A 21,039-nucleotide genomic window follows, 5' to 3' on the forward strand; every position below is an offset into this window, starting at 1 on the left:
CAGGTGCAGTGACTCGGGCCCGCCAGGTGCGCTCCCCTCAGGCGATGGATCTGCTCAGGACGGCGCCACGTCGCGCGAAGCGGTCGGGGCTCAGCCACGCCAGGTCCGGGTCCTCGCGGTGGTCGATGGTCTGGCCGGCGATGAGTCCGGCTGTCACCGGAGCCAGGATGAGACCCCACATGCCGTGACCCGTGGCCACCGAGAGGTTCTGCACGGCGCGGGTGGGCCCGATGACGGGTACGCCGTCCGGTGTGCACGGCCGCTCGCCTGCCCACCGGTCGATCACGGGGCGGCCCCGCAGCCCTGGCACGGCTCGTGCCGCGACCTCGAGCAACGCGTCCGCACGCCCCAGGTCCGCGAAGCGCGCCTCGTCACCGAACTCGATGGACCCGGCCACGCGGACCCGGTCCGGGAGAGGTGTGATGACCACTCGATGCTCCTTGAGTCGCACCGGCCGCGTGAGGGCTCCGTCAGGCGCCGCCACGTCCACGACGTAGCCGCGACCTCCTCGCAGCGGCAGCCGCAGGCCCACCTGGTCCGCCAGGACTCCCGACTCGACGCCCGAGGCGAGCACGACGTGACCCACCCGGATCCTGCCGATCGTGGTGTCCAGAGCCGCAATTCGCCCACCACTGAGCAGCTGTTGCAGCACCGTGGCGCCGAAGAGCACCTCAGCGCCGTGCTCTACGGCGTCGTCGAGCATCGCGCGCACATCGCTGCGGCTCTCGACGACCCATTCCTCGGTGTGGTGCAGGCCGCCGGCAACGGGCGCCAGTCCCGGCTCCAGCGCACGCACCTCGGTGGGCGGGAGCAGTCCCGCGACCCGGGCGCGCGGCGGACGCAGGTAGACGTCGAGGGCACCTGTCTTGCGCAACGTCGGGTTGAGGCCCTGGGCGCCGAGCTCGCGGTGGAGGTCGGTGCTCTGGTTCGCCAGCTGCCGCAGCCTGGCCTGGGCGACCCTTGCGCGAGTCGGGGTGGCCGACGCAGCCAGCTCGCCCAGCCAGGGCACCAACCCGCGGGTGGGCCGCACCCGCACCGCGGGTGGGCGTCGCATCATCTGCAGCGGGGCCTCGCGCAGGAGTGCGGGAGTCGCCAGGGGCGACACGTGGTCAGGGGCCAGGATGCCCGCGTTGGCGTAGGAACAGCCGCCTCCCACTCCGCTGGCCCTGTCGAGCACGACGACGCTGGCCCCGCGGCGGGCCAGCTCTCGAGCAATGCTGGCGCCGATGACGCCGGCGCCGATCACGGCAAAGTCGAAGCTGCCCTGTCGGGTCACGTCGAGCTGTCTCGTCATACCTCGACCGTAGGAACTGAGGCACCTGCTCCACCTCATCCCTGAGGGAGGATCTTCAGTAGGCCCGACGAGGCGGCACTGGAGTCCGCACGCGTGGCCACCGAGGAAGGACCGGCTTGGACGTCATGAAGGTGCTGCTGGTCGAGGACCACCCGGTCGTCCTGCGGGGGCTGCGAACCCTCACGGCCGAGCACGCCGAGTTCGAGGTCGTGGGCGAGGCCACCAGCGCATCGCAGGCGCTCGACGCGGCAGCGCGCCTGCGGCCTGACGTGGTCGTCCTGCCGGTGAGGCTCGGTGGCGCCCACAGCGGGATCGAGCTCTGTCGGTCGATCAAGACCGTGTGCGACGCCCGGGTCGTGGTGTTCACGTCCTTCACCCGCCAGATCGACGTCCAGATCGCCAGGCTGGCCGGTGCCGACGCACTCGTGAGCAAGACGGCTCCCGACGACGCCTTCATCGCGGCGTTGCGTCAGGTGCGCGTCGGTCCGCGGGCGTTGGTGATGGAAGCCGGCCAGGCTTCGTGGGTCGAGGCTCGACGGTTCGCGCCGGCCGAGCCGCTGACCGAGCGGGAGAACGAGATCCTGCACCTGATGATCGAGGGCCTGACCAACCCCGACATGGCGGCTCGCCTCACCATCGAGGTCTCGACGGTGAAGACCCACGTGCGCAGCATCCTGCGCAAGCTCGGGGTGGACAACCGGAGGAACCTGTTCCGCCGGGTGTGAGTGTCAGGACGGGGTGGGAGCGTGGACCGCATGCTCATCCATGCCGACGCCGACGCGTTCTTCGCCTCGGTCGAGCAACGCGACCACCCACACCTGCGTGGGCGACCGATGGTCGTCGGTCCGCAGGTGGTCGCCTGCGCGAGCTATGAGGCGCGAGCGCTCGGCGTCCATGCCGGTATGCCGCTGTTCCAGGCCGTGCGTCGCTGGCCCGAGCTGCTCGTGGCCGAGTTCCGGAGCGAGGCCTACGAGTCTGCGAGCGCCGACCTCATGGCGCTCTTTCGTGAGGTGACGTCACTGGTCGAGCCGGGATCGATGGAGGAGGCCTTCCTCGACGTGTCCGCCCTCGACGGTGGTTCGGTCGAGGAGGCCGGTCGCATCGCCGCGAGGCTGCGCGAGCGGGCCCGACGCGAGCTGGGGCTGCCCCTGTCCTGCGGGGTGGCCCGGGCCAAGCTCTTCGCCAAGCTTGCCAGCCGACGCGCCAAGCCCGATGGCCTGTTCGTGGTCGATGCCGAGACCGAGGCCCGGGTGCGACCACGGCTGCCGGTCGCCGACCTCTGGGGTGTCGGCCCCATGACGACGGCCAGGCTCCACGCCGCCGGCATCGTCCTCGTGGCCGACCTTGCGGGATGGACGGTGGAGAGCCTGGTCGAGCGCCGGGTGGCCAAGGCCATGGCCAAGAACCTCGTCGCCATCCGCGACGGCGTCGACGACGCGACCATCCGCCTGCCCACGGCGCGCAGGTCGGTGTCGTCCCAGCGCTCGCTGGGTCGCCCGACCCGTCAGCGCTCCGTCATCCAAGAAGCCTTGCAGGGCAACGTCATTCGCGCGCTGACGCGGCTCGGGGACGACCCGCGACCGGCCACCCGCCTCGACGTCCACCTTCGCTATGACGACGACCATGGAGTCACGGTGCCCGGCGCGATCGACAGGCCCACGAGGGACCCGGCCACTCTCATCGGTGCAGCGATCGCGGCGCTGGAGCGGACGGCATGCGAAGAGGACGGCCGGGGCGTGACGATGGTCGGCGTGACGTTCGCTCTCCCTCAGGTCGCCGACCCGGGCGTCAGGGCGTGAGGAGGACCTTGCCGGTGGCGCGGCGCTCGTCGAGGTCACGCAGCGCGGCGCCGATCTCGTCGAGGGAGCGCACCGACCCGATCACCGGGTCGAGCCGGCCGGACTCGAGCAGCGGCACGAGCTCGTCCCACTGCCGTCGCACGAACCCCGGACCACCTGCCCCGGTCCAGTAGGCGCCCCAGCCGACCCCGACGACGTCGAGGTTGTTCAGCAGCAGCCGGTTGACCTTGACCTCCGGGATCGAGCCGGCGGCGAAGCCGATGACGAGGAGCCGGCCCAGCGGAGCCAGGCAGCGGAGCGAGTCAGTGAAGCGGTCGCCACCGACTGGGTCCACGACGACGTCGACCCCGTGGCCCGACGTGAGGTCGGCGACGGCGTCCTTGAAGCCCTCGGCGAGCACGACCTCGTCGGCACCGGCGTCGCGCGCGACGTCCGCCTTCGCGGAGTCGGACACCACGGCATACACCGTCGCCCCCCACGCCTTGGCGAGCTGGATGGCCGCGGTCCCGACGCCTCCGGCGGCGCCGTGCACGAGGACCTTCTCGCCCTCGACGAGACGACCACGGTGACGCAGGGCGAAGTGGCACGTGAGGTAGTTCATCGGGAGCGCGGCGCCCCGGTCGAACGTCACCCCGTCCGGCAGCGGGAAGACGAGGGTGGGGTCGCAGACCACCTGCTCAGCGAAGCCTCCGAGGACGGGGAACGCCACCACGCGGTCGCCCAGCGTCAGTCCGCTGCCCGCGGGTGCGACGCGCACGACACCCGCGACCTCGGCGCCCGGGACGAAGGGCAGCGACGGCTTCAGCTGGTACTCCCCCCGGGTCAGCAGCACGTCGGGGAAGGCCACGCCGGCAACCGCGACGTCGATGAGCGCCTGCCCCTCCGGGACGTCGGGGGCGGGGACGTCGACGACCTCCACGGCGTCGGGTCCGTCGAGTCGGGTCACCTGGGCTGCGCGCATGCACCGATCCTAGGAGCGAGTGGACCCCACGAGGGCTCGCCGCCGCCCAGCGACCGGGTTCTCGCAACAGCCCCACGAAACCTGCTGACGGTGGTGAGATGAGTCATGAACCTCGAGCAGGTTCGCGCTCTCGCAGCGATCGTCGACACCGGCAGCTTCGAACTGGCCGCCCGGGCGCTGCACGTCAGCCCCTCGGCCATCAGCCAGCGGGTGCGCGCCCTCGAGTCGAGCGTGGGCCAGGTGGTCGTCCGTCGGGTCCATCCGTGCACCGCCACCGATGCGGGTGCCGTCCTCGTGCGCCTCGCACGTCAGGTCGAGCTGCTCGAGGAGGACTCGCGCGACCTGCTCGGGGTCGCCCGCGAGGCACCGCTCGTCCTGCGCATCGCCGTCAACGCCGACTCCCTCGACACCTGGCTCGTGGGCCTCCTCGGTGCCGCGGCGTCGTGGGACGACAGCCGGCTGCGGTTCTCGATCCTCGACGAGGACCGCACCCTCGCCCTGCTCAGCCAGGGGGAGTGCGCTGCCGTGGTCAGCACGACGCCCGAGTCGGTCCCCGGATGCCGGTCCTTCCCCCTCGGGGTCATGCGCTACCTCCCCGTCGCGTCACCGGCGCTGACGGCGCGGTACGGCGGGACCGACGGTGAGGTCGACTGGGACGGCATGCCGGTGCTGCGCTATGACGACCACGACCACGTCCAGGAGCAGTTCCTCGCGGCTCGGGGGCGGGTGGCCTCCTCGCCGGCGTCGCAGGTGCCCTCTGCCCCGGGGCTGAAGTCCGCACTTCTCGCCGGGATGGGATGGCTGCTCGTCCCGGAGACGACGGTGGCTGCGGAGCTCGCCGACGGCCGGGTCGTCACCCTCTGCGACGAGTTCGTCGACGTCGTCCTCCACTGGCACGTGTGGAAGGTGCCGTCCCACCGCCTCGAGCGACTCAACGACGCGGTCCTGCAGGCGGCCCGCGCCGGTCTGCGCCCCATCCCGAAACGGACTCGCGCAGCCCGCTCCCAGGCCAGCGAGTCCGCTCGTCGGGACGCGCGAGGGACGGTGAGCCCCGCCTCGTAGATTGACTCCTCGTGCCCCCTCCCCGTCATGCGCTCCTTGCCACCATCGCCCTCGTGGTCGGCGGCTTCGCCATCGGCACGACGGAGTTCGTCACCATGGGGCTCCTGCCCAACATCGCCGAGGGCGTCTCCGTCTCCATCCCGACGGCCGGACACAGCATCTCCGCGTATGCCGCGGGAGTCGTCGTCGGCGCCCCCCTCCTCGCCATGCTGGGGGCGACGTGGCCGCGCAAGGAGCTGCTGATCGGGCTCACCGTCGCGTTCGTCATCGGCAACGTGGGGACCGCCCTGGCTCCGGACTACGGCTGGCTCCTCGTCGCCCGGTTCGTCTCCGGTATGCCGCACGGTGCCTTCTTCGGGGTGGCGGCACTCGTCGCCGTGGACCTGGCCCGCAAGGGTCAGGCGGGCCGCGCGGTCAGCCGGGTCATGCTCGGCATACCGGTCGCCAACGTCGCCGGTGTCCCCGGGGCGACGTGGCTGGGACAGAACTTCGGCTGGCGCTCGGCCTACTGGCTGGTGGCGGTGCTCGGCCTCGTGACGATCGGGCTGCTCGTCGCCTTCGTCCCGCACATCGAGCGCAACCTCGAGAGCACGATCAAGCGTGAGCTCAAGGGCTTCGCGACGACGCAGGTGGCGTTGACGCTCCTCGTCGGGGCGATCGGCTTCGGCGGCATGTTCGCGATGGCGAGCTACATCGCGCCCACCGTCACCGACGTCACCGGCCTCGACGCCGGTGCGGTCCCGATCTTCCTCCTTGCGGCCGGCATCGGTGGTCTGGTCGGCACCCCGCTCGCCGGTCGGCTGGCCGAGTGGTCGGTGCTCCGGTCGATCACCATCGGGTGCGTCGGCATGGGGGTCAACCTCGTGGCGTTCGCGCTCACCGCGCAGTGGTGGCCGACGGCGATCTTCTTCTACTTCCTCTCCTCCGTGCTGGCGGGAATCCTCGTCGTCAACCTCCAGCTGCGGCTCATGCAGGTGGCCGGCCAGGCGCAGACCCTCGCGGCTGCGAGCAACCACGCCGCGCTCAACACGGCCAACGCGCTCGGCGCCTGGCTCGGGGGCATCGTCATCGCGAACGGCTGGGGCTACACCGCCCCCAGCTGGGTGGGCGCCGGCCTCTCCGTCCTGGGTGCCGGCGTCCTCGGCCTCAGCCTGCGCAAGCACCGCGCCGACGCCCGGACCGCCCTCGCCTGACCCGGGCCTAGAGTGCGGGCCATGAGCCAACTCGTCACCACCCGCGTCGAGAGTGGCGTCGCCCATGTCACCCTCAACCGCCCCGACAAGCTCAACGCCCTCACGCTCGACACCCTCGAGCAGCTCGTCGCGACCGCCCGGGGGCTGCGCACCGATCGCACCCTGCGGTCCGTGGTCCTCTCCGGTGAGGGTGACTCGTTCTGCGCCGGTCTCGACTTCGGCACGGTCCTCCGTGAGCCGAAGCGCGTCGCCCGGGCCTTCGTCTCCCGGCCGTGGCGCGGCACCAACGTCTTCCAGGAGGCCTGCTGGGCCTGGCGCCGGCTGCCCGTGCCGGTCATCGCGGCCGTGCACGGTCACTGCCTCGGTGGCGGACTCCAGATCGCGCTCGCGGCCGACTTCCGGGTCACCGCACCCGATGCGACGTGGTCGGTGCTCGAGGCCAGGTGGGGGATCATCCCCGACATGACCGGCATCAAGGCGCTGTCGCAACAGGTCGGCATGGACGTGGCCAAACGGCTCACGATGACCGGTGAGAGCGTCACCGGCACCGAGGCGGTGCGCCTCGGTCTCGCGACGCAGGAGGACGTCGACCCGTATGCCGGTGCGCTGGCTCTCGCATCCGCCATCGCCGAACGCTCACCGGACTCCGTGGCCGCGACCAAACGCCTCTTCGACCGGACCTGGTCGGCCAGTGACCGCCGCACCTTCAGGTGGGAGCGGCTCGAGCAGGCCCGCCTCCTCATGGGCGCCAACGCCGCCGAGGCCCGCCGCGCGAACACGCGACGTGAGTCGCCGGCATACCGGCCTCGTGCCGGACTCGACCCGAGAGGCTGAGCCTGGCGGTCAGGCGCCCTGCTCGAGGTCGGGGGACCGGCTCAGGCTGCGGTGCGCCATGTCGAAGGTCGACAGCACCTCCAGGAGGAAGTCCGACGCCGCGTGGGTCGTTGCCACCACACCGGCGCCGGTCATGTCCTCGAGGACCTCGGCCAGGACGACGTGGTGGACGCCGACGAGGTCGAGGAGGCTGACGCCGTCGTCGACGGCCCGCCGCCCGAGCTGGTAGCCCAACGTCAACGCGGCCTCGCTGCGCTGGGGGAGGTAGCGCAGGAAGGCCGCCCGATAGTCGAGCGTCAGGTCGTCGAGGTCAGCCACGAGCGTTCCCCACCTCGCGAAGCCTCGCGAGGTGGGCCATGCCCTCCTCGAGGTCCAGGGCCGTGGTGACCTCACCCATCCCCATGCCCAGTCGCACCATGGCGAAGGCGACGTCCGGCTGGATCCCAACGATGACCGTCACGGCTCCACGCAGCCGTGCGATGTCGGCGATCGTCTGCAGGGTGCGGGACGCGAAGCTGTCGATCACGTCGAGCGCGGCGACGTCGATGATCACGCCCCGTGCCCGGTACTCACCGATCTGGCGCACGAGGTCGTTCTGGAACCGGACCATCTCCGAGTCGTCCAGGGCAGTGTGGACCGACGCGACGAGGGTGTCACCCTGTCGCAGGATGGAGACGAGAGCCGGTCCGGAGTTCACGAGCCGTCCGTCACCTCCGTGCGGGTGACCTTGAAGCCGAGCAGGCGCTCGGCTTCCTCGAGGCCGCCCTGGAGGTCTCCGATGGTGTTCATCTTGCTCAGGTCCACGCCGATGGTGACCAGGGTCTGGGCGATGGTGGGGGAGAGCCCGGTGATGATGACGCTGGCTCCCATGAGTCGAGAGGCGTCGACGGTCTGGACGAGGTGGTTGGCCACTGCCTCGTCGACCTCGGGTGCTCCGGTGATGTCGATGACCACGACCTTGGCACGATGCGTGCGGATCCCGCTCAGGAGCTGCTCGGTGAGCTGCTTGGCACGCTCACCGTCCAGGACGCCGATGATGGGCAGGATGAGGAGGCGCTCGCGCACCGGCAGCACCGGCGTCGACAGCTCCCGGATCGCGTCCTGCTGCTGGCGGATGACGCGCTCGCGCTCGTCGACGAAGCTCACCGCGACCGTGTTCGCGATGCGGTTGGCTGCCGGCTCGTAGGCGTCGAGCACCCGGTTGAGCAGTCCGACGTCGCCCTGGTACTTCTCGAACAGCGAGCGGGCGAGCACGTCGCGCAGGAGCAGCACGATGCCGACGACCTCGTGGGTCTCCACCCCACGCGGGATGATGCGCTCGGAGAGGTCTCGGGCGTAGTGCTGCAGGGCCTCGACGCTCCCGGTCTCGAGCACCTCGACGTAGTTGTCATAGACCGAGGTGGTCTCGGCAACCATCTCCTGCGGGGTCATGGCCTCCAGCAGGTGCGCGTCGTGGATCCGCGAGGCCCAGTCGTCGCGAAGCGTCGCCCGATGTTCCCTCAGGTGGGCCACGAGCTGCGGCAGCAGCAGGTCGCCGGAGGCCGGTTGGTCCTCCAGCACGGCTGGCTCCTCGGAGTTGTGAGCATCCATGCTCATCCCTTCTTCTCGATCCATTTGGTCATGGTCACCGTCGTGCCCTGGCCGGGCTCGGAGACGATGCTGAACTCGTCCATCAGTCTTCGGGAGCCCGGCAGTCCCAGGCCCAGGCCGTTGTAGGTGCTGAACCCGTCCTGCAGGGCGCGGTCGATGTCGCGGATGCCGGGCCCGGTGTCCCGGGCCACGACGCGGATGCCGGTCCTGGGCGAGGACAGGATCTCGATGCTCACCTCGCCGCCGGAGGCGAACCGGACGATGTTGCGCGCCACCTCGGAGACGGCGGTGGCCAACATCGTGAGGTCGGTGCCGGTGAAGCCCGCTCGGACCGCGAGCTCGCGGGCGGCCTGTCGCGCGGCGACGATGTCGGGGTCGGCGGTGATGGTCACGTCGACCACGTCGTGCCGCGCCGGTCCCCGGCCCAGGAGCGGCACGCTCAGCCGGGCGCAGACCCCGCACTCCAGGAGGTGGCGGCCGGCATCGACCTCGCGCTGGCGGCGACGGTCCGCGCTGGACAGGGCCAGCAGCACCGGTCGGCAGCGGTCGGTCGGCGGTTCGATGCCGGCGAGGGCCAGGACGTACTCGACCCGCAGTCGCGCGCGCGTGCGCTTGAGCTGGGCGGCGACGGCGCCGGCCGTGCTGCCGGTCTCGTCGGCCAACGACTGCGTGGGCTGGCCACTCACCTCGTGGGCCAGCAGGATCTGGCGTTCCCGGTCCGTCAGGCGGTTGAGCGCCTCGGCGATGGCGGACTGCTCCTCGGAGGCGACGAGCAGCTCCTCGGCGTCATCCGGCTCGCTCGGGTCGTGCATCCGGTGCTGGTTGCGGGCTTCCCGGTCGTTCGTGCGCCACATCGTCGCGATGACGTTGCGCACGGTGGTGATCGCGTAGGGCTCCAGCATGCCGGGCTGGATGCGGTCCTCCGCCGTGAGCACCCGGAGCAAGGTCTCCTGGACGATGTCCTCGGCTGCCGGATGCAGACCCACTCGGGCCGCGACGATCCGCCGCAGCATGGGGAGGAGAGCGGCAACCTCCGCCGACTCCACCCGGTCCTGCGGCTCGTCGCGGGCCGGCGTCGAACTCACGTTTCCGACACTACGCGCGATCCCCGCGGCCGCAGCCTCAGTGCGCAGGCAGAACCGGCCTCATCGGTGCTCTGTGGACTTGTGGCTGCGCTCCTCCGAGTGCCGGGGCCGGTCGTCTCCGTAGGTGTCCTCGGCACTGCTCCCGGCCAACGGCTCGACATAGCCCGGTGGTGGAGGCGGGTCACGCAGGAGGGGGGCCTGCGGAACGTCCTCGCGGTGCGGCATCGGTGGCGTGGTCATCAAAGAGGTTCCTTCGTGGTGGTCGTCGGACGCTGGCCGCTGGCCGCTCCGCCCAGGCCTCCATCCGGGTGAGAAGGACGAGGAGCGCCAGGACGAGCAGGGGTGTCAGCAGGGCGAGAGCCTTCATCGGGGCTGGATCCGGCCCATCCGACGAGCGTTGGGGGCGCGACGGGGACGGCCATCGATGCGCGTGGGGGCCGGTGGGAACGGCACGGACGGGGCGACGGCGAAGGGGACGACGTCGACGAGGATCCCCATGAGGTCCAGCTGCATGGGCCGGATGATCGCCTCGAGGCCGCCATGGTCGCGCTGCAGGTCCGCAGGGACCGTGCACCGGCGACTGTCCACCCCGATGACGGTGCCGTCGGGCTCACGCAGCTCACCGGTGAAGACGCCTGTCACGAAGACGCCTCTCGGGACGATCACGATCCGCTGCAGCCGCAGGTGGCCGTTCATCGTTCCCGTCCGTCCACGCGGTGACCGGAAGACCCCGGTGAAGGGGTTCCCCTCGTCCTGGCCAGGCTCCACCTCGACGGCGGGGCGTCGGGGACGGAAGGCAATGACAGTCATCGCTGGCCTCCTGCGCGGTGCGGTGGGGGATGGGACGTTCGGTCCGGTGAAGCACCGGTGGCGCCCTGGTCTGACCAGAGCAGGGCGCCACCGGCAGGTGGTGTCGTCGGTCAGAGACCGAGACCGAGACCGGAGAGGATCCGGTTGAGCAGCGCGGTGATGCCACCGAGAGCCCCGCCCGGACCGTCGAAGAGGCCGGCCACGGCGCAGAGGAGGTTGCCGAGCAGGTTGCCCGGGCCCGGAACCGCGGTGATGTCGAGCGAGACGGGCGCCAGGTCGATGACCAGGCCGAGCAGGTCCAGGTTCAGGGGTCCGAGGTCCAGGGTGAGGATCTTGCATCCCTGGGTGGCCACGAGGTCCTGGATCGGCGCGGTGAAGGTCGTGCCGGCGGCCGGCAGCCCGGTGCCGGTGACGGTGCCCGTGAGCTGGACGACGCCGCCCACCACGGACGTGGTGAGGTTGCTCAGGGCGCCGCTGAACGCGGTGCCGTTGGGCAGGGTCCCGGTGACCGGGAGCGTGGTGGCTGCCGGCTGGGCCGCGGCGACGGCCTTGGCCGGTGAGTGCGATGCGGCACTGGCGGAGGCTGCGCCGGGGACCATGCCCAGGGCACCTGCCAGCAGGACGGCTGTTCCGGTTCCGATGATCTTGGACTTCAACATGAATGCTCCTTCGTTGGGGCCCGGTCGGGCACCTTGTGGGTTCCGTCGTGGCGGATGCGTGGGTTGCAGTCCACCCGTCACGGTGATGAAGACGGCGTTCCCGCCCCCACATGACGTGGGCTCCCGACCCGCTCGTCCCGCTCGCTCCACCGGTCACGCGTGATCAATGCACCCGAGCCGAGAAATTCTGTGGAAGTCCCGCGTCATGCACCCGGGGTCAAGGCGTCAGGCCCGCCACGAGCACGGTGAAGGCCCACCTGCGGGGTTTTTGCCACCTCGCCGGGACCCGTGACCTCCCCCTGAGGGCACCTAGTGTGAGTCCGAGAGGCGAACAGATCTGGATCCGTGGGGAAATCACCCCCGGTGACGGCGAGAAGGAGCTCGACATGGTGACGGCAGGCAGTCCCGGTGACGACTGACGCGACGACGGTTCGACACATCACCTGCGTCCTGTGCGAGGCATCCTGCGGGCTGGAGGTGCAGCTGCGCGGCCCCGAGATCGTCAGCATCAAGGGCCATGCCGACGACCCGCTGTCACGGGGGCACATCTGCCCCAAGGGGGTCGCGCTGCAGGACCTCCACACCGATCCCGACCGGCTGCGTCGACCGGTGAAGCGGGTCGGCGACGACTTCGTCGAGATCGACTGGCCCGAGGCGATCGCGCTTGCGGCCGACCTGCTCCACGGTGTCCAGGAGCGGCACGGCCGGGACGCCGTCGCGACCTACCTCGGCAACCCCAACGTGCACAGCCTGGGCGCACTGACCCACGGCACCGCCATCCCGCGCACGCTCGGCAGCAAGCACGTCTTCAGTGCGACGAGCGTCGACCAGCTGCCGCACCACGTCGTGGCCTGGGCGATGTACGGCCACCAGTTCCTCCTGCCCGTCCCGGACATCGACCGGACCCGGCTGCTCGTCCTCGTCGGCACGAACCCGATGGCGTCGAACGGGTCGCTGTGGACCGTCCCCGACTTCCCCGGTCGGCTGCGGGAGCTGCGTGCTCGCGGCGGGCGGCTCGTCGTCCTCGACCCGCGCCGCACGGAGACCGCGGCCATCGCCGACGAGCACCACTTCGTCAGACCGGGGACCGACGCAGCCGTCCTGCTGGCTCTCGTGCACGTCGTGCTCGCCGAGGGGCTGGCCCGTCCCGCTGCCCATGTCGACGACCTCGACGACCTCCGGGTCGCCGTCGCGGACTTCACGCCCGAGCTGGCCGAGGCCGTGAGCGGTGTCGGGGCACCGGCGATCCGTGCACTGGCACGTGACGTGGCCGCTGGAGAGGCGGCGGTGCACGGACGCATGGGGGTGTCGACCCAGGAGTTCGGGGTCGTGTGCCAGTGGGCGATCCAGTGCCTCATGGTGGTCACCGGCAACCTCGATCGGCCCGGAGGCACGATGTTCACCTCTCCCGCCATCGACATCGTGGGGCGTGGGCTGATCGGCCGCGGCCACCGGGGACGGACGTCGTCGGCGGTCCGTGGCCTGCCCGAGTTCGGCGGGGAGCTGCCCGTGTCGGTCCTGGCAGAGGAGATGGCGGGTCCCACGCCGGCGATCCGAGGGCTCATCACCATCGCGGGGAACCCGGTCTCGTCGACGCCCGCGGGCTCCCGGCTGGCCGAGAGGATCGCGGAGCTCGAGGCGGTCGTGGCCATCGACCCCTACATCAACGAGACCACCCGGCAGGCCCACGTCATCCTGCCGCCGACCGGACCCCTGGAGCGGGACCACTACGACCTCGTCTTCCACACGCTCGCGGTGCGCAACACCGCCCGCTGGTCCTCCGCCCTCTTCCCTCGCGGGGCGGACCAGCGCCACGACTGGGAGATCGCGCGTGACCTCGTCCTCGCGCTGGCTCGTCGTCGTGGTCGCAGAGTGCCGATGCGGCAGCAGGTCCGGTTGAGGGTCTCGCCGCGGATGGCCGTCGACGCCCTGCTCCGCACCAGCCGTCGTGGCCTGTCGGTCCGCAGGCTCGCCCGGACACCGGGCGGCGTCGACCTCGGGCCGCTGGAGCCCCGACTGCCCGAGCGCCTGCGCACCGAGGGGCGCCGCATCTCGCTCACGCCACCGGTCCTCACCGAGGGGCTGGCAGCGTTGCGTGCCCGGGTCCCCGAGCTCCGTGCGGCCGCCCGGAGCGATGACCTGCTGCTCATCGGGCGTCGCCACCAGCGCGACAACAACTCATGGATGCACAACTCGCCACGCCTCACCAGGGGCCGTCCGCGCCACCAGCTCCTCATGCACCCCGACGACCTGGTGGCCCGTGGGCTCACCGATGGTTCCCTCGTCACGGTCACCTCCGAGGTCGCGTCGCTGCAGGTCGAGGTGCGCTCCACCCATGACGTGATGCCCGGAGTCGTCTCCCTGCCCCACGGCTACGGTCACCGTCGCCCGGGCGTGAGGTTGAGCAACGCCGTCGAGGTGCCCGGCGTGACGATGAACGACCTCACCGACCCGGCCCGCGTCGAAGGTGTGTCGGGCAACGCCGTGCTCAACGGCATACCCGTCGTCGTCACCCCGTCGAGCCCTCAGCCTCGAGTGTGACGAAGTCCGACTACCCCGCTAAGCGCCCGCTCACCTAGGTTGGGTCCATGGACTTCTTATCGTCGGAGCGCTCGCTCGACCTGGCCCAGCGGGTCAGGGACTTCATCGACAGCGACATCGAGCCGGCCGAGCGGGTCATCGCCGCCGACGTCGCGGCTCGACGGGCGGCGGGTGAGGACCCGTGGCCGGGCCACCCGCTGCTCAAGGAGCTCCAGGGCAGGGCGCGGGAGCAGGGGCTGTGGAACCTCTTCCTTCCTGCCGGACACGAGGGCCCGTATGCCGCACGGTTCGGCACCGATGGCGGTGCCGGACTGTCGAACGCGGACTATGCCCCCATCGCCGAGGCGATGGGCCGGTCCTTCTCGGCGCCGCTGGTCTTCAACTGCAACGCACCGGACACGGGCAACATGGAGGTGCTGCTCAAGTACGGCACCGACGAGCAGAAGGCGCAGTGGCTCGAACCACTGCTCGACGGTCGGATCCGCAGCGCCTTCCTCATGACCGAGCCGGGGGTCGCCTCCTCCGACGCGACCAACATGGAGGCGAGCGCCGTCATCGACGGCGACGAGGTCGTCCTCAACGGTCGCAAGTGGTGGTCGACCGGCGTGGGGAACCCGGACTGCAAGGTCGCGATCTTCATGGGCGTCACCGACCCCGAGGCGTCACGGCACACGCGGCACTCGATGGTCCTCGTGCCCTTCGACCACCCGGGCGTCAAGGTCGAGCGGATGCTGTCGGCCCTCGGTCATCACGACGAGCCGATCGGGCACGGCGAGGTCTCGCTCACCGACGTGCGCCTGCCCGTCACCAACATCATCGCCGGGCCGGGGCGCGCGTTCGAGATCGCCCAGGGGCGGCTGGGCCCGGGGCGGGTCCACCACTGCATGCGGCTCATCGGGCTCGCGGAGCGCGCCCTGGAGCTCGCCTGCGAGCGGGCCACGACCCGGGTCGCCTTCGGCAAGCCGATCGCCAACCTCGGCGGCAACCGCGAACGGCTGGCACACGCGCGCATCGCCATCAACCAGGCCCGGTTGCTCGTGCACCACGCCGCGTGGAAGCTCGACACCGTGGGCGCTCCTGGAGCGATGAGCGAAGTCAGCGAGATCAAGGTCGCCGTCCCCAGGATGGCTTGTGACGTCATCGACATGGCGATCCAGATCCACGGCGGCGCGGGCATGTCCGAGGACTTCCCGCTGTCGGCGGCATACTCCAACGCCCGCTCGCTGCGCCTGGCCGACGGCCCGGACGAGGTCCACCTCGGCGTCATCGCCCGCATCCTGCTCCACCCCTACGCAGAGAAGGCGAGCCGCTCATGAGCCGTCGCGTCCTCATCACCGGCGGGGCCTCCGGCCTCGGTCTCGCGCTCGCCAAGGCGTTCGTCGGCCGTGGCGACCGGGTCCTCGTCGTCGACCTCGCCGATGCCAAGCCGGCCACGGTGCCCGAGACGGTCGACTACTTCCGCGTCGACGTCCGCAGCCAGCAGGACTGGGACGCCGTGCTCGCCCACGTCCGTGACCTCTGGGGTGGGCTCGACATCCTCGTCAACAACGCCGGTGTCGCGACCGGTGGGCGCATCGACGTCGAGTCGATCTCGGACTGGGAGCGCGTTCTCGACATCAACCTGCTCGGCGTCGTGCGTGGCTGCCAGACCTTCACCCCGTTGTTCAAGGACCAGGAGTCCGGCCACATCGTCAACACGGCGTCCCTCGCCGGACTCGTGCACGGCCCCGGCATGTCGTCCTACAACTCGGCCAAGGCCGCCGTCGTGGCGCTCTCCGAGACCCTCGGCTTCGAGCTCGCGCCGTGGGGCATCCACGTCTCGGCGATCTGCCCGGCCTTCTTCAGGACCAACCTCCACGAGTCGCTCCAGGGCAAGGACACCGAGATGGAGGCGACCGCCGTCAAGCTCATCACCAAGGCCGACATGACGGCCGACGAGGTGGCCCGGATCGTGCTCAAGGGCATCGACAGGCACAAGCGGATCATCCTCACCGACCGGCTGGGACGACAGGCCTACTGGACCAAGCGACTTGCCCGACCGGCATACAACAAGATCGCCGGCAAGGCCGCCGAGCGACTGCAGCGCAAGGCGTGACGATGGCCGAGTCCGCTGCGTCGAAGCTGCCCGGGAACGCTGCCGCCGTCCGGGACGAGGACGCGTTCGACGTGGAGGCGCTTGCCGGCTGGCTGCGCGCGCACGCGCCCGAGGTGTCCGGTCTCGACGCGACGCCGGAGGTGCGGCAGTTCACCGGTGGGGCCTCCAACCTCACCTACCTGCTCCGCTATCCCACGCGTGACCTCATCCTGCGACGTCCGCCCGGCGGCACCAAGGCCAAGGGTGCCCACGACATGCGCCGCGAGAGCGACATCCAGGCCTCGCTGCGCCAGGTCTATGGGCAGGTGCCCGGGATCGTGGCCTACTGCGGAGACGAGTCGGTTCTCGGCTCCGAGTTCTATGTCATGGAGCGCCTCGTCGGGACGATCCTGAGGCGGGACGTCCCGGCTTCACTCGGACTCTCGCCTGGCGACGTGAACCGACTGTGCCGCAACGCTCTTGACACCCTGGTCGACCTGCACCGTGTCGACCTCGCGGCAGCGGGACTCGAGGGCCTGGGCAGGGGCGACGGCTACGTCGAACGCCAGGTCAAGGGCTGGTCGGCGCGCTACCGCAAGGCGCGGACCCCCGACGTCGGCTCGTTCGAGGGCGTCATGAGCTGGCTCGGGGCCAACCGGCCCGACGACTGCGGCCAGGTCCTCATCCACAACGACTTCCGTTTCGACAACCTCGTCCTCGCGCAGGACGACCCGACTCGCGTCGTCGGGGTCCTCGACTGGGAGATGGCGACGGTCGGTGACCCGCTCATGGATCTGGGTGGGGCGATGGCCTACTGGGTGCAGGCGAGCGACGACCCAGTTGCGAGGGCTCTGCGCCTCCAGCCCACGCACACGCCCGGGATGCTGACCCGCATCGAGGCGGTTCGCTACTACTGCGACCGGATGGGCCTTCCGATGGACGCGGACCGGTGGGCGTTCTACGAGGTCTTCGGGCTGTTCCGCCTCGCCGTCATCGCCCAGCAGATCTACCTCCGCACCTATCGCGGGGAGACGACGAACCCACAGGCCAAGCGGATGCGCTGGTTCGTGCTCTACCTCGACCTGCGCTGCCGCGTGCTGCTCCGCCGGCACCGGCGGGCCACGCGTCGCGCCGGCCATCGATGAGCTATCGATGAGCTGTCGATGAGCCGGATCATCCTCGTCCGCCACGGTCAGGCCTCGTGGGGCAAGAAGGACTACGACAAGCTGTCCGACCTCGGCCACCAGCAGGCCAGGGTCGTGGGCGCGGCGCTCGCCGAGCGGGGCATCGCGCCGACGACGGTCGTCAGCGGTTCGATGCGTCGTCAGCGCGACACGGCTGCCGACCTCGTCGCGGCGGCCGGCTGGCCGCTCGTGCCGGTGACGGACAGCGCGTGGGACGAGTACGCGCACGCGGCGATCCTCACGGCATACAAGCCGGCCTACCGGTCGATGACGGTCATGAAGGCGGACCTGGCGCGCACGATGCGTCCTCGCAAGGCCTTCGACGAGATGTATGCCGTGGCGACCGAACGCTGGGTGGCCGGCGAGCATGCCGCCGACTACGACGAACCGTTCGCCACCTTCGGCGAGCGTGTGCTGTCGGGCCTGACGCCCGTCGTCGAGAACCTCGGACGCGGCGAGACCGCCGTCGTCGTCAGCTCGGCCGGCGCCATCTCGTGGGTGGCGGCATCACTGCTCGGTGGGGGAGCGCCGGTCTGGACGTCCATGCAACGCGTCATCGCCAACGCCTCCCTCACGACCGTGTCGATCGGCGCCGGCGGACCGGTCCTGCGCACCTTCAACGACACCTCGCACCTCGAACACACCCCTGACCTGCTCACCACCCGCTGAGGAGAACCCTGCTCATGACCACCACCCTCATCACCGGCGCCAGCTCCGGCATCGGCGCCGAGCTGGCCCGGCAGTTCGCGGCCGCCGGCCACGACCTGGCGCTGTGTGCTCGCCGCACCGAGCGGCTCGACGGGCTCGCCGGTGAGATCACGGCCGCCCACCCGGAGCGGAGGGTCGCGGTCAAGGCGCTCGACGTCACCGACGACGACGCGGTCTTCCGGGTCTTCCACGAGTTCGACGTCGAGCTGGGTGGCGTCGACCGGGTCGTCGTCAACGCCGGCCTCGGCAAGGGGGTGCCGATCGGTGCCGGGGGCTACGCAGCGAACCGGGCGACGGCGATGACCAACTTCATCGGCGCCCTGGCCCAGTGCGAGGCGGCGATGGAGATCTTCCGGGCCAGGAAGCGCGGCCACCTCGTCGTCGTCTCGTCGATGTCGGCCATGCGTGGGATGCCGAAGACCATGACCACGTATGCCGCGACCAAGGCGGGCATCGCCGCGCTCGCCGAGGGCATCCGCTCCGAGATGCTGGGCAAGCCCGATCTCGACATCACGGTGACCACGATCTACCCGGGCTACATCCGCTCCGAGATGAACGAGAAGGTCGAGCAGCAGACGAGGTTCATGGTCGACACCGAGACGGGAGTGCGCGGCATCGTCGAGGCGATCGAGAAGGGCGTCGACACCGCCCGCGTCCCGGCGTGGCCGTGGAAGCCGCTCGGCACCGCGATGCGTCACCTGCCGCTGGGAGTGGTCCGCAAGCTCGGCTGAGGCGGTCGCGAGCGTCGCGTCAGGCGACGTCGAGCAGGTCGGCGTCGTCCGGCCATGGTGAGAGGTCTGCCCACGCTGACTCGTGCTCCCGCATGAGCGAGTCGATGAAGTCATCCTCGTCCGCGTCGACATGGCGCCGAGGATCCAGGTGCCCCGTGTCGAGGGCCCGTCGGAGATGTCGGCGCCGATCGACGCCAGCCCTGAGCTCGGCCAAGCGGGATGGAAGGGCTCGGTCGTAGCTGCCCGGGGCGGTGTCCCAAGTGACGGATCGACCATCCTCGTCGGGTGGGTGGATCGTGGCGACAAGGCGCTTGTCGTGGACGTGTGTGTGGTGTCTCTGGCACAGGAGTGCGGCGTTCGTGAGGTCTGAGCGGCCACCGTCTGCCCAGTGCAGGACGTGATGAGCCCTGGCCCACGCTGGGGGACTGGTGCAGCCGGCCCAGGTGCAGCCGCGGTCGCGATGCCACAGGGCTCGGCGCTGACCCCTGGTGAAGAGGCGAGCGGCACGTCCGACGTCGAGGACCTCGCCGGCTGTGCCGAAGACGACGGGGATGACGTCGGCGTCGCAGGCGAGACGGCGCACGTCACCGGGGCTGAGCAGCGTGCCAGCGGCGGTCGACCCCGTCACGACCCCCGCCCCCGCCTGCACACCGAACGCGTTCGTGCGGCATGGTGCGCAGCCACCCAGGTCGTGGCCGGAAAGCCCAAGGAACTTGATGAGGTCGGCCAGGCTGATGGTGACGTGGAGCGCGGTCGATGCGCCCGCAGGACCGGCAGCCTCACCATCGAGGGCAGCATGGCCGGTGATGATGGTCAGGAGTGCCTCGGCGCGGCGTTGCCCGTTGGGTCGTTCGTCGAAGACCCCCGTCTGAGGGTCGGGGACCGGCATGGACAGAGGCCCTAGAGCGGCTTCGAGGGCGGCGGACTGCTCGGGGGTCAGGCCCATCCGGTACTCGGTGATGTCGCCGTCACTGACCTGAGGCTGCGACAGGTGGGCGCCGGTGCGCAGCCGACGCTGCTTGTCCTCCAGCTCGCCCTCGAGGCCGTGTTCGGCAAGAAGTCGCGTACGGATGCGCTTGGCGTCGCGAGCGCCCCACTCGAACCCGTGGTCGAGGATGGCCTTGGCGACCGTGGGAACCGCGTTGGGGTTGAGGCGGTCGGCCATGCGTGCGATCTCGGACAGTGCCGTCTGGGCCAGCTGGACGCCGATTTCGCCGGTGACGACCCGCGCCCAGATGACCCCTTCGGCACGGTCGGGGTCGGCGAAGGCGCCGGCGGTGGGTCCCGTGGTCGACCAAGGGCCGGCGGGCGTGGCGTGGGCGACGTCCGCGGCGAACGACGCGAGCTGACCGGCGCCGCCCTGGCGCAGAGACGGCGCGTGTTCGCGAACCCACTCGTGTGCCGATCCCTCTCCGCGCCTGGCGAAGGTGAATTCGCCGCGGTGGGCAGCCTCGGTCGCGATGACGACCTGCGCCGCCGACGCCTGGGCCTTGATGTCGTCGACGAGGGACATGAGCTCGGCAAGCTCCGCACCGCTCAGTCGGTGCAGGATCTGGCGCACCTCAGTTACCGCGGATCGCGCGACGACGAGTGCCTCACGGACGCTCACCGGGTCGCGACCCTCGTCGGTGCTGTGGTGTTCCCCCATGGGTCCATTGTCCTCGAACTCACGTTCGAAAGTCAAGCGAATTCGGGGAGAAGTTGCGATGAAATGCGCTGGGACACAACGGTATTCGAGGAAACCGGCGAGACGGCATACGCCGCTGTGAAAAGCCTAGCCAAGGTCACCGACAGCGGGCCCAGCCCTCATCAGCAGCGCGGCCTGGTCGTCGCGCTCCTCCTCGCGCGGGCGCCGGACCATGCGGGCGACCTCGGTGAGTCCGACGGCGGCGGCGAGGCCGGCGACCTCGTCGGGGGTGTAGAGGTGACGCTCGAGCTCGACGTCGTGACCAAACCGTGCGTATGCCGCCGACACGTCTCGCGTGCCCTCGCCCGCCTGCAGCCCGATGAGGAAGTGACCGCCCGGGCGCAGCACGCGAGCCACCTCCGCGAAGATCAGTGGCTGACCCTGCGGCGGGGTGTGGATCGCGGAGTACCAGACCATGACCCCGGCGAAGCTGTCGTCGGGGAACGGCAGCTCGGTGAGAGAGGCGACCGAGAACTCCAGGGCAGGGTGGTCGCGGCGGGCCATGCCGACCATTCCGGGCGAGAGGTCCACGCCCTGCACGGCACAGCCGCGGTCGGCGAGGTAGCGGCTCATCCGGCCGGCGCCACAGCCGGCATCCAGCACGCGAGCGCCCACCTCGGCCGTGACGGCCTTGGCGAAGGCATCGACCATGGCGAGCTCCAGCGGCGACTCGGCCCGGGTGTCGGGGAAGTAGTCCGCGTAGGTGCCGGCCACCGTGTCGTAGGCACGTTGCACGTCGGGCTGGCCGAGGTCGTCAGGGAGTGAGGGCACGCACGCGATGCTTCCACTCGGTCCCGCACCCCCCTCGCTGCAACCCGCACGATTCG

The 21,039-nt window shown here is 70.6% G+C and carries 22 protein-coding genes; 11 read left to right on the plus strand and 11 right to left on the minus strand.

What is annotated here, in order from left to right; all coding sequences use genetic code 11:
* Positions 1-37: 37 nt before the first annotated feature.
* On the minus strand, positions 38-1,294 hold the full coding sequence (locus ACZZ98_RS09640; RefSeq protein WP_463516032.1) for an NAD(P)/FAD-dependent oxidoreductase: 1,257 nt from the start codon (positions 1,292-1,294) through the stop codon (positions 38-40).
* Positions 1,295-1,419: 125 nt separating this feature from the next.
* Here ACZZ98_RS09640 and ACZZ98_RS09645 point away from each other — a divergent pair, with 125 nt between their 5' ends.
* Entirely contained in the window at positions 1,420-2,019 is a 600-nt protein-coding gene (locus ACZZ98_RS09645) for a response regulator (protein ID WP_463517756.1), read from the plus strand.
* Positions 2,020-2,049: 30 nt separating this feature from the next.
* Entirely contained in the window at positions 2,050-3,093 is a 1,044-nt protein-coding gene (locus ACZZ98_RS09650) for a Y-family DNA polymerase (RefSeq protein WP_463516033.1), read from the plus strand.
* Here the strand turns inward: ACZZ98_RS09650 and ACZZ98_RS09655 are convergent.
* Complete coding sequence (locus ACZZ98_RS09655; protein WP_463516034.1) at positions 3,083-4,054, minus strand: NADPH:quinone oxidoreductase family protein; 972 nt, start codon at positions 4,052-4,054, stop codon at positions 3,083-3,085. The genes ACZZ98_RS09650 and ACZZ98_RS09655 overlap by 11 nt on opposite strands.
* Before the next feature lie 105 nt (positions 4,055-4,159).
* Between ACZZ98_RS09655 and ACZZ98_RS09660 the strand changes: the two genes are divergently transcribed.
* Genes ACZZ98_RS09660 through ACZZ98_RS09670 form a run of 3 tightly spaced genes read left to right on the plus strand, consistent with a single transcriptional unit; the run spans position 4,160 to position 7,143 of the window.
* On the plus strand, positions 4,160-5,116 hold the full coding sequence (locus ACZZ98_RS09660; protein ID WP_463516035.1) for an ArgP/LysG family DNA-binding transcriptional regulator: 957 nt from the start codon (positions 4,160-4,162) through the stop codon (positions 5,114-5,116).
* 11 nt (positions 5,117-5,127) lie between these two features.
* The gene (locus ACZZ98_RS09665; protein WP_463516036.1) at positions 5,128-6,309 is read left to right on the plus strand and encodes an MFS transporter; all 1,182 of its coding nucleotides are present in this window, start codon (positions 5,128-5,130) and stop codon (positions 6,307-6,309) included.
* Between the two features lie 21 nt (positions 6,310-6,330).
* Positions 6,331-7,143 carry a crotonase/enoyl-CoA hydratase family protein gene (locus ACZZ98_RS09670; RefSeq protein ID WP_463516037.1) on the plus strand — a complete coding sequence of 271 codons (813 nt, stop codon included), beginning with the start codon at positions 6,331-6,333 and terminating at the stop codon, positions 7,141-7,143.
* Between the two features lie 9 nt (positions 7,144-7,152).
* Here the strand turns inward: ACZZ98_RS09670 and ACZZ98_RS09675 are convergent, their stop codons facing one another.
* The 7 genes from ACZZ98_RS09675 to ACZZ98_RS09705 all read right to left on the minus strand — a co-directional run bounded on the left by ACZZ98_RS09675 (position 7,153) and on the right by ACZZ98_RS09705 (position 11,287).
* Complete coding sequence (locus ACZZ98_RS09675; RefSeq protein ID WP_463516038.1) at positions 7,153-7,461, minus strand: phosphatase RsbU N-terminal domain-containing protein; 309 nt, start codon at positions 7,459-7,461, stop codon at positions 7,153-7,155.
* Positions 7,454-7,840, minus strand: coding sequence for an STAS domain-containing protein (locus tag ACZZ98_RS09680; RefSeq protein ID WP_380086687.1), 387 nt, complete (start codon positions 7,838-7,840; stop codon positions 7,454-7,456). The genes ACZZ98_RS09675 and ACZZ98_RS09680 overlap by 8 nt, the downstream gene beginning before the upstream one ends.
* On the minus strand, positions 7,837-8,733 hold the full coding sequence (locus ACZZ98_RS09685; protein ID WP_463516039.1) for an STAS domain-containing protein: 897 nt from the start codon (positions 8,731-8,733) through the stop codon (positions 7,837-7,839). Before ACZZ98_RS09685 ends, ACZZ98_RS09680 begins: the two co-directional genes overlap by 4 nt.
* A gap of 2 nt (positions 8,734-8,735) precedes the next feature.
* Complete coding sequence (locus tag ACZZ98_RS09690; protein ID WP_463516040.1) at positions 8,736-9,818, minus strand: sigma-70 family RNA polymerase sigma factor; 1,083 nt, start codon at positions 9,816-9,818, stop codon at positions 8,736-8,738.
* A 60-nt stretch (positions 9,819-9,878) separates the two neighbouring features.
* Positions 9,879-10,058 (minus strand): hypothetical protein, encoded by a 180-nt coding sequence (locus tag ACZZ98_RS09695; protein ID WP_463516041.1) that lies wholly within the window; start codon positions 10,056-10,058, stop codon positions 9,879-9,881.
* Between the two features lie 123 nt (positions 10,059-10,181).
* A complete protein-coding gene (locus ACZZ98_RS09700; protein WP_463516042.1) occupies positions 10,182-10,628 on the minus strand; it encodes a hypothetical protein in 447 nt (148 codons plus the stop codon).
* Positions 10,629-10,738: 110 nt separating this feature from the next.
* Positions 10,739-11,287 (minus strand): ABC transporter substrate-binding protein, encoded by a 549-nt coding sequence (locus ACZZ98_RS09705; RefSeq protein ID WP_463516043.1) that lies wholly within the window; start codon positions 11,285-11,287, stop codon positions 10,739-10,741.
* A gap of 408 nt (positions 11,288-11,695) precedes the next feature.
* On the opposite strand from ACZZ98_RS09705, the gene ACZZ98_RS09710 reads away from it, so the two are divergent.
* The 6 genes from ACZZ98_RS09710 to ACZZ98_RS09735 are packed head-to-tail and all read left to right on the plus strand — an operon-like array spanning position 11,696 to position 18,525.
* A complete protein-coding gene (locus tag ACZZ98_RS09710; protein WP_463516044.1) occupies positions 11,696-13,828 on the plus strand; it encodes a molybdopterin-dependent oxidoreductase in 2,133 nt (710 codons plus the stop codon).
* Positions 13,829-13,875: 47 nt separating this feature from the next.
* Positions 13,876-15,144, plus strand: a complete 1,269-nt coding sequence (locus ACZZ98_RS09715; protein WP_463516045.1) for an acyl-CoA dehydrogenase family protein — start codon at positions 13,876-13,878, stop codon at positions 15,142-15,144.
* Positions 15,141-15,923, plus strand: a complete 783-nt coding sequence (locus ACZZ98_RS09720) for an SDR family NAD(P)-dependent oxidoreductase (protein ID WP_463516046.1) — start codon at positions 15,141-15,143, stop codon at positions 15,921-15,923. Before ACZZ98_RS09715 ends, ACZZ98_RS09720 begins: the two co-directional genes overlap by 4 nt.
* 2 nt (positions 15,924-15,925) lie before the next feature.
* Positions 15,926-17,047: a phosphotransferase family protein gene (locus ACZZ98_RS09725; protein ID WP_463516047.1), complete on the plus strand. Its 1,122-nt coding sequence runs from the start codon at positions 15,926-15,928 to the stop codon at positions 17,045-17,047.
* A gap of 18 nt (positions 17,048-17,065) precedes the next feature.
* Positions 17,066-17,755, plus strand: coding sequence for a histidine phosphatase family protein (locus ACZZ98_RS09730; RefSeq protein WP_463516048.1), 690 nt, complete (start codon positions 17,066-17,068; stop codon positions 17,753-17,755).
* A 14-nt stretch (positions 17,756-17,769) separates the two neighbouring features.
* A complete protein-coding gene (locus tag ACZZ98_RS09735) occupies positions 17,770-18,525 on the plus strand; it encodes an SDR family oxidoreductase (protein WP_463516049.1) in 756 nt (251 codons plus the stop codon).
* Positions 18,526-18,544: 19 nt separating this feature from the next.
* On the opposite strand, the gene ACZZ98_RS09740 is transcribed toward ACZZ98_RS09735, so the two are convergent.
* Together ACZZ98_RS09740 and ACZZ98_RS09745 are read right to left on the minus strand one after the other, a co-directional pair.
* A complete protein-coding gene (locus ACZZ98_RS09740) occupies positions 18,545-20,173 on the minus strand; it encodes an HNH endonuclease (protein ID WP_463516050.1) in 1,629 nt (542 codons plus the stop codon).
* Positions 20,174-20,299: 126 nt separating this feature from the next.
* Positions 20,300-20,983, minus strand: a complete 684-nt coding sequence (locus tag ACZZ98_RS09745; protein ID WP_463516051.1) for a class I SAM-dependent methyltransferase — start codon at positions 20,981-20,983, stop codon at positions 20,300-20,302.
* Between the last annotated feature and the right edge of the window lie 56 nt (positions 20,984-21,039).

It is taken from the genome of Knoellia sp. AC549, assembly GCF_979258975.1.